At 61.4% G+C, this 13,871-nt stretch carries 15 protein-coding genes; 5 read left to right on the top strand and 10 right to left on the bottom strand.

Annotated elements, in window-relative coordinates:
• Nucleotides 1-2: 2 nt before the first annotated feature.
• From CTR2_RS07010 to CTR2_RS06975, 8 genes are read right to left on the bottom strand one after another with little or no spacing between them, the layout of a single operon-like run.
• Nucleotides 3-1,070: an MBL fold metallo-hydrolase gene (locus CTR2_RS07010; protein WP_087085977.1), complete on the bottom strand. Its 1,068-nt coding sequence runs from the start codon at nucleotides 1,068-1,070 to the stop codon at nucleotides 3-5.
• Nucleotides 1,063-2,874, bottom strand: coding sequence for a long-chain-acyl-CoA synthetase (locus CTR2_RS07005; protein WP_087085978.1), 1,812 nt, complete (start codon nucleotides 2,872-2,874; stop codon nucleotides 1,063-1,065). Before CTR2_RS07005 ends, CTR2_RS07010 begins: the two co-directional genes overlap by 8 nt.
• Nucleotides 2,875-2,916: 42 nt before the next feature.
• Complete coding sequence (locus tag CTR2_RS07000; protein WP_087085979.1) at nucleotides 2,917-4,098, bottom strand: acyl-CoA dehydrogenase family protein; 1,182 nt, start codon at nucleotides 4,096-4,098, stop codon at nucleotides 2,917-2,919.
• Between the two features lie 17 nt (nucleotides 4,099-4,115).
• The gene (locus CTR2_RS06995; protein WP_034410426.1) at nucleotides 4,116-5,288 is read right to left on the bottom strand and encodes a lipid-transfer protein; all 1,173 of its coding nucleotides are present in this window, start codon (nucleotides 5,286-5,288) and stop codon (nucleotides 4,116-4,118) included.
• Nucleotides 5,289-5,320: 32 nt separating this feature from the next.
• Entirely contained in the window at nucleotides 5,321-5,737 is a 417-nt protein-coding gene (locus CTR2_RS06990) for a MaoC family dehydratase (protein WP_087085980.1), read from the bottom strand.
• A gap of 12 nt (nucleotides 5,738-5,749) precedes the next feature.
• Nucleotides 5,750-6,853 (bottom strand): acyl-CoA dehydrogenase family protein, encoded by a 1,104-nt coding sequence (locus tag CTR2_RS06985; RefSeq protein ID WP_087085981.1) that lies wholly within the window; start codon nucleotides 6,851-6,853, stop codon nucleotides 5,750-5,752.
• Nucleotides 6,854-6,868: 15 nt separating this feature from the next.
• A complete protein-coding gene (locus CTR2_RS06980) occupies nucleotides 6,869-7,813 on the bottom strand; it encodes a Zn-ribbon domain-containing OB-fold protein (protein ID WP_087085982.1) in 945 nt (314 codons plus the stop codon).
• An 18-nt stretch (nucleotides 7,814-7,831) separates the two neighbouring features.
• Complete coding sequence (locus CTR2_RS06975; protein ID WP_034360305.1) at nucleotides 7,832-8,623, bottom strand: SDR family oxidoreductase; 792 nt, start codon at nucleotides 8,621-8,623, stop codon at nucleotides 7,832-7,834.
• 108 nt (nucleotides 8,624-8,731) lie between these two features.
• Here CTR2_RS06975 and CTR2_RS06970 point away from each other — a divergent pair, with 108 nt between their 5' ends.
• Nucleotides 8,732-9,544: an enoyl-CoA hydratase gene (locus CTR2_RS06970; RefSeq protein WP_087085983.1), complete on the top strand. Its 813-nt coding sequence runs from the start codon at nucleotides 8,732-8,734 to the stop codon at nucleotides 9,542-9,544.
• Between the two features lie 45 nt (nucleotides 9,545-9,589).
• Here the strand turns inward: CTR2_RS06970 and CTR2_RS06965 are convergent, their stop codons facing one another.
• A complete protein-coding gene (locus CTR2_RS06965) occupies nucleotides 9,590-10,012 on the bottom strand; it encodes a GFA family protein (protein ID WP_476390649.1) in 423 nt (140 codons plus the stop codon).
• Between the two features lie 108 nt (nucleotides 10,013-10,120).
• On the opposite strand from CTR2_RS06965, the gene CTR2_RS06960 reads away from it, so the two are divergent.
• Nucleotides 10,121-11,149 (top strand): hypothetical protein, encoded by a 1,029-nt coding sequence (locus CTR2_RS06960; protein ID WP_140401104.1) that lies wholly within the window; start codon nucleotides 10,121-10,123, stop codon nucleotides 11,147-11,149.
• Nucleotides 11,150-11,197: 48 nt separating this feature from the next.
• The gene (locus CTR2_RS27525; RefSeq protein ID WP_087085985.1) at nucleotides 11,198-11,422 is read left to right on the top strand and encodes a contact-dependent growth inhibition system immunity protein; all 225 of its coding nucleotides are present in this window, start codon (nucleotides 11,198-11,200) and stop codon (nucleotides 11,420-11,422) included.
• A gap of 95 nt (nucleotides 11,423-11,517) precedes the next feature.
• Here the strand turns inward: CTR2_RS27525 and CTR2_RS06955 are convergent, their stop codons facing one another.
• Nucleotides 11,518-12,285: an SDR family NAD(P)-dependent oxidoreductase gene (locus CTR2_RS06955; protein ID WP_087085986.1), complete on the bottom strand. Its 768-nt coding sequence runs from the start codon at nucleotides 12,283-12,285 to the stop codon at nucleotides 11,518-11,520.
• 108 nt (nucleotides 12,286-12,393) lie between these two features.
• On the opposite strand from CTR2_RS06955, the gene CTR2_RS06950 reads away from it, so the two are divergent.
• Both CTR2_RS06950 and CTR2_RS06945 read left to right on the top strand, forming a co-directional pair.
• Nucleotides 12,394-13,323, top strand: a complete 930-nt coding sequence (locus CTR2_RS06950) for a LysR family transcriptional regulator (RefSeq protein WP_087085987.1) — start codon at nucleotides 12,394-12,396, stop codon at nucleotides 13,321-13,323.
• Between the two features lie 43 nt (nucleotides 13,324-13,366).
• Complete coding sequence (locus tag CTR2_RS06945) at nucleotides 13,367-13,807, top strand: acetyltransferase (RefSeq protein ID WP_087085988.1); 441 nt, start codon at nucleotides 13,367-13,369, stop codon at nucleotides 13,805-13,807.
• The last annotated feature ends 64 nt before the right edge of the window (nucleotides 13,808-13,871 follow it).

Here is a 13,871-nt window from a genome sequence, read left to right as displayed (position 1 = left end):
CCTCAGGCCAACGAGAAATATGCAATCTTGCCCTCACCCGGGGTACGCAGCAGCGTTCCATCCTGGTGAAGCAGGTTCAAATGGGCTATCGTTTCCCCTAGGGCCATCAGGCGATCCACGGGGCTGCGCAGCCTGGGAAAGAGCACGGGCACCAGCTCGGCAGCCGTTGCCCGCCCCACCTCGCCCAGATGTCCGGTCAACAGTGCAAACTGCTCGGCATGGTGCTCCAGCACCTGCACCAGGCGCTCATGCAGGCCGTAGAAAACGCCCTGGTGCGATGGAAGCACCAAGGTCTCGGCCGGCAGCTCACGCAAACGATGCAGCGAATCGATCCAGAGTTTGAGCGGATTGCCCTCAGGCTCGATGGGGCTGACCATCACATTCGAGGTAATGCGCGGCAGCACCTGATCACCGGCCAGCAGAATGCCGTCTTCCTCGCAATACAGACAGGCATGCTCGGGCGAGTGCCCCTCGCCCAGCACAATGCGCCACCGGCGCTCCCCGATCTGCAGCACCTCACCCGGATGAATGCGCTGGTAATGGCTGGGCTGCCTGGGCATGAACGGATCCTTGCGCATGGCAGTCAGCATGTCGTCCAGCTCTTCGCTGCTCACCCCAGCACGCGCATAGAACTCGCGATGCGCTTCGGGCAGAGGATCGGGCGGCGGCCCCATCAGCGAGCGCAGCATCATGAACTCGCCATAGCTCATGAGCAGCGGCACGCCAAAGCGCTCCTGCAACCACCATGCCGCACCCGCATGGTCATAGTGACAGTGGGTGCAGATCACACGGGTCAGCGGCTGGCCGGCCAATTTCTCCGTGAAGATTCTTTCCCACAGCTCGAAGGTGCCGGGAATTCCCAGCCCCGTATCCACCACCGCCCAGCCATCGCCGTCCCTGAGCAGATAGACATTGATATGGTCCAGAGCCATGGGCATGGGCATGCGCAGCCACAGCAGACCGGGGACGATCTCCACATGGCTGCCATCGGATGCAGGCGGAGCAAAGGGATAACGCAGCACATCTGCGGGCTTGGCCCGTACGCGCTCCTGCGCGACGGCGCTATCCACGCAGAGCCTCTTCAAGCGTTGCAGCGTTCAGCGGCACATAGGTCTGCAGCTTGTCATTGCGTACAAACAACGGGTCGCCAGTCTGAGCGCTGTCATAGCCCTGCTTTTGCAGATCCACCTTGCGCAGCTTGTAGTTGCCGGTCATGTCCGGCGTATCCATCAGACGCACGAACAGTGGTGCCGCATAGCGCGGCAGACGAGCGATGGCCATCTTCCAGAAGGCCTTGGGATCGAACTGGGCTCCCTCATGCATCACCAACGCTGCCATGCCCGCACGGCCACCGTGACCAGGAACCTGCACACCATAGACGGTAATCGCATCCAGCCCCTGGAAGTCCCCGAGTGCATCGCTGACCTCCATCGTCGAAACGTTCTCGCTCTTCCAGCGGAAGGTATCGCCGATACGGTCCACAAACCAGCAGTAGCCGTCTTCGTCGCAGCGCAGCAAGTCGCCCGATGTCCACCACACATCGCCCTGCTGGAAGACATTGCGCAGCAGCTTCTTTTCGGAGGCCTCCTCGCTGGTATAGCCTTCGAAGCGCCCGGCAACCACACCAGGATACTGGATGACCATGCCGATGGCCTCGCCAGGCTCGTTCACGCCTGCCAATTGCAAAAAGCCGTTTTCATCTCGGATGTAATCGCCTTTTTCCTGGTCGTAGCGAACCAGGCGCAAATTGGTTTTTTCCCAGAAGGGAACGCGGCCGCAGGAGCCGATGCGATTGTCCAGATTGATGGTGTTGGTGTTGGACTCCGTGCCACCCCAGCCCTCGTAAATCTGAAACACGGCGCCAAAGCGCGAGGTCCATTGCTGCCAGATCTCGGGCGTGAGGCCAGTCCCGGCCATCTTGCGCAAGCTGTGCTCCCGGTCGCTGTCCGTCGCGGGCGCGCTGAGCAGGAAGCGGCAGATCTCCCCCACATACTGGCAAAAGGTAATGCCATGTGCGCGGATATCGCGCCAGAACTCGCTGCGGCTGAACTTGCGGCGCACCACGATGCGCGCTCCCGCAGCCATGGCGGTTGCCGTCAGCGACATGGAAGCCGCGCCGTGGTAGAGCGGCAGAAAGCAGTAGAAGCAGTCATCCCTGGTGATTTCCCACAGCAGCTGCATGGAGTCCCCCGCCATCAGCCAGCGTGCATGGCTGATGACCGCGGCCTTCGGCAGGCCGGTGGTCCCTGAGGTGAATATGTACTGCGCCGTATCGCCGGCTACCACTCCCTCGCGCCACTCCAACGGTACGGCCGTGCCGTCCCGGCTCATGGCAAGAGCCTGCAAATCAGGGCCGAACTGCTGCAGAACTCCCACCGCGGCGGGGCGCACTTCATCCGGCCAGTGCCAGTAGCTCAGCGCGGTGTTCAGCCCTTCGGTCTGCGCAAAGCGCTCTGCGCACTCCTCGCCCACGATCACATGGCTGGCGTTGGTCACCTCCAGTGCGTGCGTCAGAGGCTTGCCCATCACATGGGTGTTGATGAAGGCCACCACGGCACCCAGCTTGGCCACGCCAAACCAGGCAAAGAAAAAGGCTGGGCGATTCTCGATGGCCATGGCCACCACATCGCCCTTTCTCACACCCTGCTCGTGCAACGCTCGTGCCACTTGATTGGCACGCTGGTTGAATTGCGCATAGGTGTAGCGCACATCGCCTTCGGTCAGAAAAATGCGCTCGCCGAAATCTCGCGCACAGTCCTCCAGACGATCAGCCATGGTGTAGGGCGTATCGGCCAGGTATTTGGCCGCAATGGGCGCGCGACGATCCAGCTTGAGCTGGGTTTGCTCGCGCGACACCACAGTCGTGTCGCTCATCACATGTCTCCTTGGTATTCGTTATGTGTGAGATGTCTTCGATCAGCGCTGAGGGCGCGGCATGCCGAGGCCGAACTGGGCAATCAGCTCGCGCTGAATCTCGTTCGTGCCGCCACCGAAGGTGTTGATGGTGGAGGCGCGCAGCTCATACTCCAGCTCGCCCATCAGATAGGAAGCCGCCGAGCCACCACGCACCAGAGCGCTGCTGCCCACGATGTCCATCAATCGATGCAGCACCTCGACCACACCTTCCGAGCCATAGACCTTGGTGGCAGATGCCAGGCTCACGTCCATGGCACCGGCTTCCAGACTGGCCGCGATGCGGAAGTTGGTCAGTCGCATGGCTTCAAGGCGGGCATAGCACTGCGCCAGACTGCGCCTGACCCAGGCCTGATCGACGGCGCGACGGCCCTGCTCATCCTTGGCCTTGGCCCATTGCAGCACCTTGACGAAGGGAGCAAACACCTTGTCCGACCAGGCCCCCAGACCCAGACGCTCGTGGTTGAGCTGTGCAGTGATCAGCTTCCAGCCCCCATTGAGCTCGCCGATCAAACGTGCTGCGGGCACTTCAACGTTGTCGAAGTACGTGGCTGCCGTGTAGTTGCCCACGGTCTGAATCAGCGTATGCGAAAAGCCCTTGTCCCGGGTATCGACCACCATGATGGAAATACCCTTGTGGCGAGCCAGCTCCTGGTTGGTACGTGCGGCCAGCCACACATAGTCGGCAGATTCGATGCCCGAAGTCCACAGCTTCTGGCCGTTGACCACGAAATGCCCGCTTTGAAGATCGCCCTGCAACTGAGCCTGTGTCTTGAGCATGGCGAGGTCGGAGCCAGCACCGGGCTCGGAATAGCCAATGGCGAAAATGATGTCGCCGTTGGCCATGCCGGGCAGAAACTCCTGCTTCTGCGCCTCGGTGCCATGCTCCATCAGCGCGGGGCCGACGGTGCTGATGGTGACGAAAGGCAGGGGAGCTCCGGCAATATTGGCTTCCTCAAAGAAGATCAGCTGCTCGGTGGCCGACAGGCCCTGGCCGCCGAACTCCTTGGGCCAGCCTATGGCCAGCCAGCCGTCGCGTCCCATCTTGCGGATCAGGTCGCGGTACTCGTCGCCGCCCTCGGCACCGCGCATGCGGGCCTTCAGCTCGGGCGTCATCAGCGCCTGAAAGTAGTCACGGCACTTCAGGCGCAGCGCATGCTGCTCGGAAGTCAGGTCAATGAACATGAATGTCTCCCTTGCAATCAGGCCTCATCGCCCAGGATCAGACCGCTGGTGGGCACGCCGGTACCGGCGGTCACCACCATGTTGTGCACGTCCTTGACCTGGTTGACGGAGCTGCCACGGATCTGGCGCACGGCTTCGGCAATGCCGTTCATGCCGTGGATATAGGCTTCGCCCAGCTGGCCGCCATGGGTGTTGATGGGCATGGAGCCGCCGCGTGCATGCTCGCCGGCACGGATGAAATCCTTGGCCTCGCCGCGCTTGACGAAACCGAACTCCTCGAGCTGAGGCAGCACAAAGGGCGAAAAATGGTCATACAGCACTGCGCTTTGCACATCCTTGGGCGTCAGGCGGCTTTGCTGCCACAGCTGGCTGGCGACATGCCCCATCTCGGGCAGACCGGTGATGTCTTCGCGGTAGAAGGAAGTCATGGACTGCTGACCGTCGGAGATGCCCTGGGCCGCGGCCTTGATATAGACCGGCTTGGCCTTCATCTCGCGCGCACGATCGCTCGATGTGATGACCATGGCCACGGCACCGTCGGACTCCTGGCAGCAGTCCAGCAGATGCAGCGGCTCGCAGATCCAGCGGCTGGCCTGGTGCTCCTCCAGCGTGATGGGCTTGCCGTAGAAGAATGCGTTGGGATTGGTAGCGGCAAAGTCGCGCACGGCCACGGCCACGCGGCCGAAGTCCTCGCTGGTCGCGCCGAAGGCATGCATATAGCGGCGGGCAAACATGCCCACCCAGGATGCCGGCGTGTGAAAGCCGTGGGGCATGTACCAGCCATAGTTCACATTGTCAAAGAATGGCGTGCTGCCAAAGCCATAGCTGCCGGTGCCGAAGCGATACCAGCTGCGCTCATTCATGGCGCGGTAGACCACGACCGTCTTGGCAATGCCCGTGGCCACGGCCATGGCCGCATGCAGCACGGGGCCGCAGGCAGCACCGCCGCCATGCGGAACCTGCGAGAAAAAGCTCACGTTGCGAGCCCCGAGCAGACGGGCAATCTCATACTCGGGAACCTTGTCCACGGAGTACGAGGAAAAGCCGTCCACCTCCTTGGGATCGATGCCGGCATCGCTCAGCGCAGCCAGCGTGGCCTCCATGGCCAGACGCAGCTCGGTACGGCCCGAGTTCTTGGAAAATTCTGTTGCACCCAGACCCACAATGGCGGCGCGACCGGAAATATTCATATCGTTCACAGGAATGTCTCCGCTTGTTGTTCTTAGGCCAGGGCCACTTGCACGGTGCCGCTGACATGAGAGCCCATGGAATTGCTGCCCTTGAGCGCGATCTGAACGCTGCGCGTGGCCTCGTTCTTCTCGGTCACGGAGCCCGTGAACTTCATGGTGTCGCCGGGATAGTTGGGCGCACCCAGGCGAATCTTGAGATCCATGAGGCGCGCATCGTCGCCAGCCCAGCTCTCGACAAAGCTCTGCACCAGACCGTTGGTGGTCAGGATGTTCATGAAGATATGGGGTGAACCCAGCTCGCGTGCGGCATCGCGGTCATGATGTCCGGGGAAGTAGTCACGCGTGGCGATGGCGCCGCCGGCAATCAGCGGCACGGTGATGGGCACGCTGACGGGCTGCAGTTCGTCGCCCACGTTCACCGACTCGAAGCGAATAGATTGGTTTGCCATGTTGTTGTCTCCTTAGCGGTCTTCGGGCAGGTCGTACTTCCAGCCGAGCGTGTCGTTGTCTGCGAGCCACTGGCCCAGCGCTTGCAGGTGCTGTTCGGCGCTGCCGACTTCGGCAGCCAGTGCACGACACCAGAACATGAAGCGGTGAATGTGATAGGTCACATCCACGCCCATGCCGCCATGCACATGCTGTGCAACGCGGCCCACCTTCAGGCCCAGCTCGTTGGACTGGGCGCGCACCGCGTGGGCCTGCGGCGTGCAGGGCAGGCCGGCATCCAGACGCCAGACCAGCTGGCTCAGCGCGCTGCGCTGCGCCTGCATGAGGATGTAGCCGTCGGCCATCTGGCCCTGCACCAGCTGGAAAGTACCGATGGGACGATCGAACTGCTTGCGCTCGCTCACATACTCCACGGTGCGGCGCAACTGCTCCTGTGTCACGCCCTGCTGCAGGCTGGCCAGGCAGGCGATTGCCATTTCGCTGACCCAGTCCAGCGCACGGCCGCCCAGCACGGCCAGCACCGGCGTATTGCGAAAGCTTATGTCGGCCACCGCACAATAGTCCTCGCGCATGCCGGCCACGCGGCTGACACCATCGGCCTGCAGGCTCACCAGCACCAGCTTGATCTCATCGCCCGCAGCCGCTGCCACCAGAGCCACCCGGGCCTGTTCGCCCAGCGGAACGGCTTGCAGCTGGCCTTTGAGTCGCTCACCCTGCAGCTCAAGCGCCGGCCCGCGTGTAGCCACGGCAGCCTGCAGCGACAGAGCCAGCAACTCGCCCTCCATGGCGGACTGAACGACTGCGTCCTGTCCATCGGCAAACCTGGCAATCGCGGCAGCAGCGACCTGCTGCTGCCACAGCGGAACCTGCGCCAGCGCGCGGCCTTGCTGCTCCAGCACGGCCAGCATCTCGCTCATGCCCAGACCCAGGCCGCCTGCCGCCTCCGGCACCAGAATGCTGTGCAGGCCCGCAGCCACGCACTGCTGCCACAGCTCCTGCATGAAAGGCTGACCCGAGGCATCGTGCTCGCGCAGCTTGTCGTCGGTGCAATAGTCTGCAAACAGGCTTTGCGCCATGTCTGCAAATGCACGTTGGTCTTCACTGAGTTGAAAGTCCATGACGGTCTCCTAGCATCAGCCCACGGGACGGAACTGGGCCAGAGTCAGATCACCGTCGAAGGTGTTGAACTCCACCTGCACCTTCTGACCGATCTTCACCTCGCCGGGCTTGACGCCGACCAGCTGGGCAATCAGACGCACGCCCTCTTGCAACTCCACCAGACCGATGGGATTGGGGTGGTCGAAAGGCGGTACTTCGGGGTAGTGCATGACCACGAACGAGTACACCGTGCCCTTGCCGCTGGCCTCCACCGCATCCCAGTCGAACGAATGGCACTTGGGGCAGACGGGACCCGGTGGATGGTGCAGATCGCCGCAGCTCTTGCAGCGCTGAATCAGGAGCTTACCTTCCTTGAGCCCTTCCCAGAAGAAGCGGTTGTCATCGCTCACGCCGGGAGCGGGCCGCTTGATCTTCGGGGCGGCAACCTGCGCGGGCTCGGCCTTTTGCACATTGGCGGGGCGGAACTTGAAGACGCGGAACATCAGCTGTCCGACCTTCTCGTCTTCGCCATTCGCTGCCTTGATCGAGAAGTACTCCATGATCTGCGTCACGAAGTAGCCTGTTCCCAGGGCCGTGGTCTTCTCTTCGCTGATGGCTTCCAGGCGTGTCGTGTAGTACAGGTCTTCACCTTCGAGCACATCGCGCTCGAAGCTCAGTTCGGAATTCACCGCCACGGTGGAAGGAAAGTCGTGCGCTTCGATCAGCTTCAGAACTTCATAAGGATTCTCGGTCGTGGAGCCTGGCGGGTAGTTGTTCTGCACCGGCCCTTCCATGCACCAGACCTGCAGCATGGCGGGAGGGGCAACGGTCTTGCCATCCTTGTTGGTCTTTACGGCCACACCCATCAGCTCGCTCCACTGACGAATCATGGGGCTGTTGACCTTGTCCCAGGCATAGACACGCCCGTATTGCTTGCCCACGTACGCGCGGACCTCTGCCATCCAGTCTTGATCGGTCAAGATTGTCTCCTTTGAAATTCAGTGTTTTTGTTGCACGGATTCCGAGTTCGATGCGCTCAGAAATGCGGGGCGCTCACCACCGCCATGCAGCAGCAGATTGGTGCCGCTCATGTAAGAAGCGTTTTCGGAAGCCACATACAGACAGGCATTGGCAATGTCCTGCGGCTCGGCCAGACGACCCGCAGGAATGGTCCCGGCGACAGAGGCAATTCCCGCCTCATCCCCGAAATGCAGGTGCGACTGTTCGGTGCGCACCAGGCCGGGGCTGACGGCCACCACACGCACCTTGGGCGCCCACTCCACAGCCAGAGAGCTGACCAGGCTCAGCACTGCGGCCTTGGCCGCTCCATAGGCCGCCGTACCGGGGGAAGGACGCAGCGCGCTGATGCTGCCGATGCAGACAATCACGCCACCGCCGTCCTGCTGCTGCATCACTGCATTGGCGGCCTGAGAGGCGTGCAAGGTCGAGAACAGGTTCAGACGCAGCACGCTTTCATGAAAGCGCGGCGACACCGTAGCGGCATCCACATGGGGGGCGCCACCGGCGTTGTTGACGAGAACGTCCAGACGGCCATGGCGGCGCTGCACCTCATCGACCATGTCCTTGACGGCCTGGGCCTCCCGCACATCGCATGCAACGAAGTCTGCGCTGCTGCCATTGATGCTTGGCAACGCTTCGGGTTGCTGACGGCCGCACACCACTACCGTGGCACCTGCCGCGAGAAACGCCTGGGCAATGCCCTTGCCGATGCCCTTGGTGCCGCCAGTGACCAGCACCACCTTGTCTTGAAAGCTTTTGTTCGTATCCATGCCTGCCAATTTAGGTTTCGGCACCGGCAGCAGATACGTCCAAAAGGACGATGTTGCCCTATCCCTTGAAAACGACCATCGTCCCTGTTCAACTCCTTGGGAATCCTTATGTCGGCATCGCTTTCCGCTATTGAAAACATGGACACCGCGCAGCGAGAGCTACTGGTTCGGCATCAGGACCATGGCGTGGCAATCGTTCAGCTCAACCGCCCCGAGGCAACGAATGCGCTGAGTCTTTCTCTGCAGGCTGCACTGTCCAGGACCTTCGCTGAGCTGAGCGCAGACACCAGCGTGCGCTGCATCGTTCTGACCGGCGGCGACAAGGTGTTTGCGGCAGGCGGCGACATCAAGAGCATGGACTCCTGCGGCCCCATAGAGATCATGAAGCGCCACACCGAGCGTGTCTGGGCGCCGATCGAAAAATGCCCCAAACCCATCATCGCAGCGGTCTGCGGCTATGCCTTTGGCGGCGGGGCCGAGCTGGCCATGCATTGCGACATCATCATTGCCGGGCAAGGGGCCAGCTTTGCACAACCCGAGATTCGGATCGGCATCATGCCCGGTATCGGCGGCACCCAGCGGCTGGTGCGCGCCGTGGGCAAGTTCCAGGCCATGCGCATTCTGCTGACCGGCAAGCCCGTCAGCGCCGACGAAGCCTATGCCATGGGTCTGGTCAGCCTAGTCTGTGCAGACGATCAGGTAATCCCTGAGGCGCTGAAAATGGCAAAACTGATTGCCAATATGCCGCCACTGGCCGTGGAGCAGATCAAGGAAGTGGTGATTGCCGGCATGGACGCATCGCTCGATGCCGCCCTGATGCTGGAGCGCAAGGCCAACCAGATTCTGTTTGCGACCCGCGACCAGAAGGAAGGCATGAATGCGTTCATCGAGAAACGCCAGCCGGTGTTCAAGGGGGAGTGAACGCCTTCTGCCCTTGGAGCCGACCGTGCTGGCAGAGGACTGCCCTCAGCCAGGCGGCATGCAGCCGGAGGCAAAGTCCGACCACAAGGGCCGAGAGTCCAGACGCACATGCTTTTGCTGCGATGCCGTGAAAGGCGAGTCCAGCGTGCCCAGCGCTATGCATATCCAGTCGGCCCAGTCACCGGCCTGCCTGGACCAGAACAGGGATGAACCGCAGTGCTGGCAAAACTGTCGATGCACGGAAGCCGACGATGCATAGGATTTGATGTCGCTCTGCCCGGAGACTATGCACAAATCCTTGCGCGGCACGGCGCCATAGCTCGCGAACGCGGAGCCATGGCTTTTGCGGCACTGCCCGCAATGGCAGTGAGTCACGGCCCTGGGCGGCGACAGCAGCCGATAGCCGACTCTCGCACATAGCTCGATGGCTAATGAAATATTCAGACTGAAAGAAAACGGCGGATACAACGTGAGCCACAATCTTATGCAAGTCGAGATTCCGAGAGTTGGCCAAAGCGGCCGAGTTTCAGCCACCTTGCGTCCGTGGCCTCCGGCCCCTTGATGGAGGCGAGTCATATGAGCATTTACGCTAGTTGGCGAACAGAAAAGAGCATCCTCCAGATCATCGGCAGGGACTTTGACGATCAGGAGAAGGAGCGCTGGAGCGCTGATGAGAGAGCGCTGGAACAATACGCGCAAGGAGGAAATCCTTTTAAGGACCCGGTCGATCGGACTAAGGCATCCTCGGCACCATTCGCTATCAACGTGACATGGGTGTTGGGATACTCCGGTCGAGCCCACGCACTCGCGATGAAGAGTCTTTTCTCATCGAAGTCCGGCGACTGGTTGCTACAGTACCGGACTTTTACTGCTGTCCAATTTTGGCGAAGCACGTTAGATCATCATGTACTTCGGTTCGATCTATCGTTTTCGCACGCAATGGAATCGATCAGCGATTGTCTCTATCTGGGATGGTTGGACAAAGCTGAGTTGCTGGTCAAAGAAGTACACGCTGCCTATAGCGCCAAGCGGTTTCGAGGGGTAACCGGAGGTTATTCACAACCTCTCTACCATTTCCTTCTACGTGTTTGTTTCGACTGGTGCCAGTTCAAGTTCGACGGATGGGGCATTGGATATCACGGCGAAGTGATCGACCCCTACGTTCCGGGCGAATGCCTAGGCGAACCAGTGCTCAATGAGCTTTTCGCTCACTGGAAAGACTCTGACTTGAGCGGCATGCAGGGTGAGCTGCAATGGCTGTGCGACTACTACACCCACCGCACAGCGCGCAAAGACGGCACGGAGTTTGGCAACGATTTGCTGCACACTCGCTTCCCCGCGCTGGTACTCGCCTGGTTCCGTCTGCGCGAAAGCCTTGGCCTGAGCAATCCCGTCATCGACCACCCGTTGATGAGGCCACACTATGCCTGGCTGCCGCCACCTCAGCCGTTCTATACCGACGACCTGCTGGATGGCGTGATTGCCCGCCTACGTCGCGAAGAGTTACCGGACCTGGGTATTACGCCCGCTCAGGTCGCACCCAGGGTCCTGCCGGAAGAACCCAAGCAAGGTTTCTTGGCGCGGCTCCTTGGAAGGAAGTCATGAACAAGGTTGAGGCGACTGCCCACGCCAACACCCCCCCAATTTTCTTGCATGACCACTATGTCACAAGGCCCACTGAATTTCGGGGAACCCACCGCGGAACCGATCTATTTAGCGCCTGCTGGCGACGATGTCCTGGGGAAGAGCTTGCGCGAAGCCTTATCAAAGAGCCGGCTTGTCAGCGCGGAGGAATTTACAGAAATCGTAAGTTCAGGTGTTATCCAGCGGAATGCCAAAGAGAGGGAATCTTGGAGGATGAAACAGCTTCCCAGGTAGTTCTCGGGCACGACTCAGTCTCCAGATCCTCTATCCAGGCACAGGGCCGCAGGCATCACACCTGCCGCTGAGCGCCTGCATGCGCCCTGTGCCGCTCAGAGCATCATGCCACCAGAGACTTCAATGCGCTGGCCCGTGACCCAGTTGTTGCCATCGGCAAGCAAGGCGGCAACCGCGGCGCCCACATCGTCGGGGCGCCCCGCCCGGCCCATGGCGGTCAGGCCGCTGATATGGGCATTGAGTTGTGCATTGTCGCGCACCACGCCGCCACCGAAATCCGTCTCTATGGCGCCGGGTGCAATGGTGTTCACGGCGATGCCGCGTGCGCCAAGCTCCTTGGCCAGATAGCGCGTCATTACCTCAATGCCGCCCTTCATCACCGCATAGGCGGCATAGCCAGGGAGGCTGAAGCGAGCCAGCCCGGACGAGGTATTGATGATGCGTCCGCCGTCCCGGATCAGGGGCAGCAGTTTCTGCGTCAGAAAGAACGTGCCCTTGAGGTGAATGTCGACGAGCAGATCGAACTGCTCTTCCGTGGTTTCGGCAAACGGCGCCACCAGGCCGATGCCGGCATTGTTCACCAGATAGTCGAACTGCTCGCGCTGCCAGGTGTTGTCCAGCACGTCCCTGACACGGTCGGCAAACGCGGCAAAGCTCTTGCTGTCGCCCACGTCCAGGCGCAGCGCCACGGCGCGGCTGCCCAGTGCCTCGATGCGGGAGACCAGCTCCTGCGCATCGCTTTCGCTGTCCTTGTAAGTGACGATCAGATGAACGCCGAGTTCGGCCAGTTTGAGGGCTTCGCTACGGCCCAGGCCACGGCTTGCGCCGGTGATCAATGCGATACGGGGTGCAGATGCTTGCATGTCGGTCTCATGGAGGATGTCAACAGACCAGGACTTTAGGTGTTCTCCACCAACGAATAAACACTTTGATAAAGATCTCACTGTTCACTTTGAAAATACAATCAAGCCATGGACTTCAATGCGCTTCAGGTGTTCAGCCGCGTTGCCGAACTCTCCAGCTTCACCCTGGCCGCGGACCAGCTCGGGCTGACCAAAAGCCGTGTGTCGACCGTGGTGCAACAGCTGGAAAAGCAGCTCGGAACCCGTCTGCTGCAACGCACCACCAGACATGTGCGGCTGACCGCCGATGGCGAGCAGTTCCTCGAACGCAGCAAGGAGCTGATGGCCGACCTGGAACAGCTGCAAGCCATGTTCCAGCCCGCCACCAGTGGACTGCGGGGCAGTCTGCGCATCGATATGCCCAACACCCTGGCCCGGGACGTCGTCCTTCCGAAGCTGCCCGAATTCCTCTCGGCCCACCCTTTGCTGGAAGTAGGCATCAGCACCAGCGACCGCCGCGTGGATGTCGTGCAGGAAGGCTTTGACTGCGTGGTGCGCATCGGTCCGTTGGCAGATACCGACCTGATTGCCCGCACCATCGGCGCGCTGGAGATGTGCAATCTGGCCAGCCCCGCCTATCTGGAGCGCCACGGCACACCCGCAACACTGGCCGATCTGTCACGCCACCGGATCGTTCACTATGCGAACCAGCTCGGACGACATGGCGCGGGCTGGGAGTATCAGCGCGGCAGGGAGACCGTGCTGCTGCCCATGCGCTGCGCCCTGGTGGTCAACGGAACGGATGCCTACCAGGCAGCCTGTCTTGCCGGCCTGGGCCTGATTCAGGCGCCTGTCCGGGGTGCACGCCATCTGCTCGATCAGGGCCTGCTGGTCGAGGTCATGCCCGACTTCAAGGCCGCGCCCATGCCGGTGTCCCTGCTCTACCCGCATCGCAGACATATTGCGCCGCGGGTCACCGCGTTCCTGAACTGGATCACCGAGGTGCTGGAGCCCCATCTGGCAGGTCTCGCAGATCTGGCAGGCATGGAGCGCTCTTGATGCCTGGCCCTGGGTTGGCAGGGTTGGTATGCATAATCCGTCTATGACTTCCATTCGAGCTTCCCGCCCCGACGAAGGGGCACGAGCAATCGAGATCTGGCGCCATGCCGTTGATGCCACGCATGACTTTCTGAGTCCGCAGGATCGCGCTGAGATTGACGAGATGGTGTGCGGCTTTCTGCCAGACGCTCCGCTGTGGTTCGCTGTCGACGAGCAGGACCATCCCCTGGCCTTCATGCTCATAGACCAGGGCCATATGGAAGCGCTGTTTGTGGACCCCGCCTTCCGGCACCGGGGCCTCGGTGCGGCGCTGGTGCGCCACGGCCTGACGCTGCATCCCGAGTTGAGCACCGATGTGAACGAGCAGAACGCACAGGCGGTGGGCTTTTACGAGCATCTGGGCTTCAGGCGCACGGGCCGCTCCCCGCTCGACGGGCAAGGCCGTGCCTACCCCATCATCCATCTGAAATACGCCAAGCCCTGAACGGCCGGTCCAGCTGGATCAAACGCATCGATCCGGCCCGATTCGCTGCCTTCAGTGCCTCATC

This window comes from Comamonas thiooxydans (genome assembly GCF_002157685.2).
Taxonomy (GTDB): Bacteria; Pseudomonadota; Gammaproteobacteria; order Burkholderiales; family Burkholderiaceae_C; genus Comamonas; species Comamonas testosteroni_H.
The sequence above is the reverse complement of the archived record's forward strand: the minus strand, read 5'-3'. Positions and strand labels throughout refer to the sequence as shown.

Excerpts from the sequence above, each read along its gene's own strand:
- CTR2_RS07005 (WP_087085978.1), bottom strand. The coding sequence starts at position 2,874 with ATGAGCGACACGACTGTGGTGTCGCGCGAGCAAACCCAGCTCAAGCTG.
- CTR2_RS07000 (WP_087085979.1), bottom strand. The coding sequence starts at position 4,098 with ATGTTCATTGACCTGACTTCCGAGCAGCATGCGCTGCGCCTGAAGTGC.
- CTR2_RS06995 (WP_034410426.1), bottom strand. The coding sequence starts at position 5,288 with ATGAATATTTCCGGTCGCGCCGCCATTGTGGGTCTGGGTGCAACAGAA.
- CTR2_RS06990 (WP_087085980.1), bottom strand. The coding sequence starts at position 5,737 with ATGGCAAACCAATCTATTCGCTTCGAGTCGGTGAACGTGGGCGACGAA.
- CTR2_RS06985 (WP_087085981.1), bottom strand. The coding sequence starts at position 6,853 with ATGGACTTTCAACTCAGTGAAGACCAACGTGCATTTGCAGACATGGCG.
- CTR2_RS06975 (WP_034360305.1), bottom strand. The coding sequence starts at position 8,623 with ATGGATACGAACAAAAGCTTTCAAGACAAGGTGGTGCTGGTCACTGGC.
- CTR2_RS06970 (WP_087085983.1), top strand. The coding sequence starts at position 8,732 with ATGTCGGCATCGCTTTCCGCTATTGAAAACATGGACACCGCGCAGCGA.
- CTR2_RS06960 (WP_140401104.1), top strand. The coding sequence starts at position 10,121 with ATGAGCATTTACGCTAGTTGGCGAACAGAAAAGAGCATCCTCCAGATC.
- CTR2_RS27525 (WP_087085985.1), top strand. The coding sequence starts at position 11,198 with ATGACCACTATGTCACAAGGCCCACTGAATTTCGGGGAACCCACCGCG.
- CTR2_RS06955 (WP_087085986.1), bottom strand. The coding sequence starts at position 12,285 with ATGCAAGCATCTGCACCCCGTATCGCATTGATCACCGGCGCAAGCCGT.
- CTR2_RS06950 (WP_087085987.1), top strand. The coding sequence starts at position 12,394 with ATGGACTTCAATGCGCTTCAGGTGTTCAGCCGCGTTGCCGAACTCTCC.
- CTR2_RS06945 (WP_087085988.1), top strand. The coding sequence starts at position 13,367 with ATGACTTCCATTCGAGCTTCCCGCCCCGACGAAGGGGCACGAGCAATC.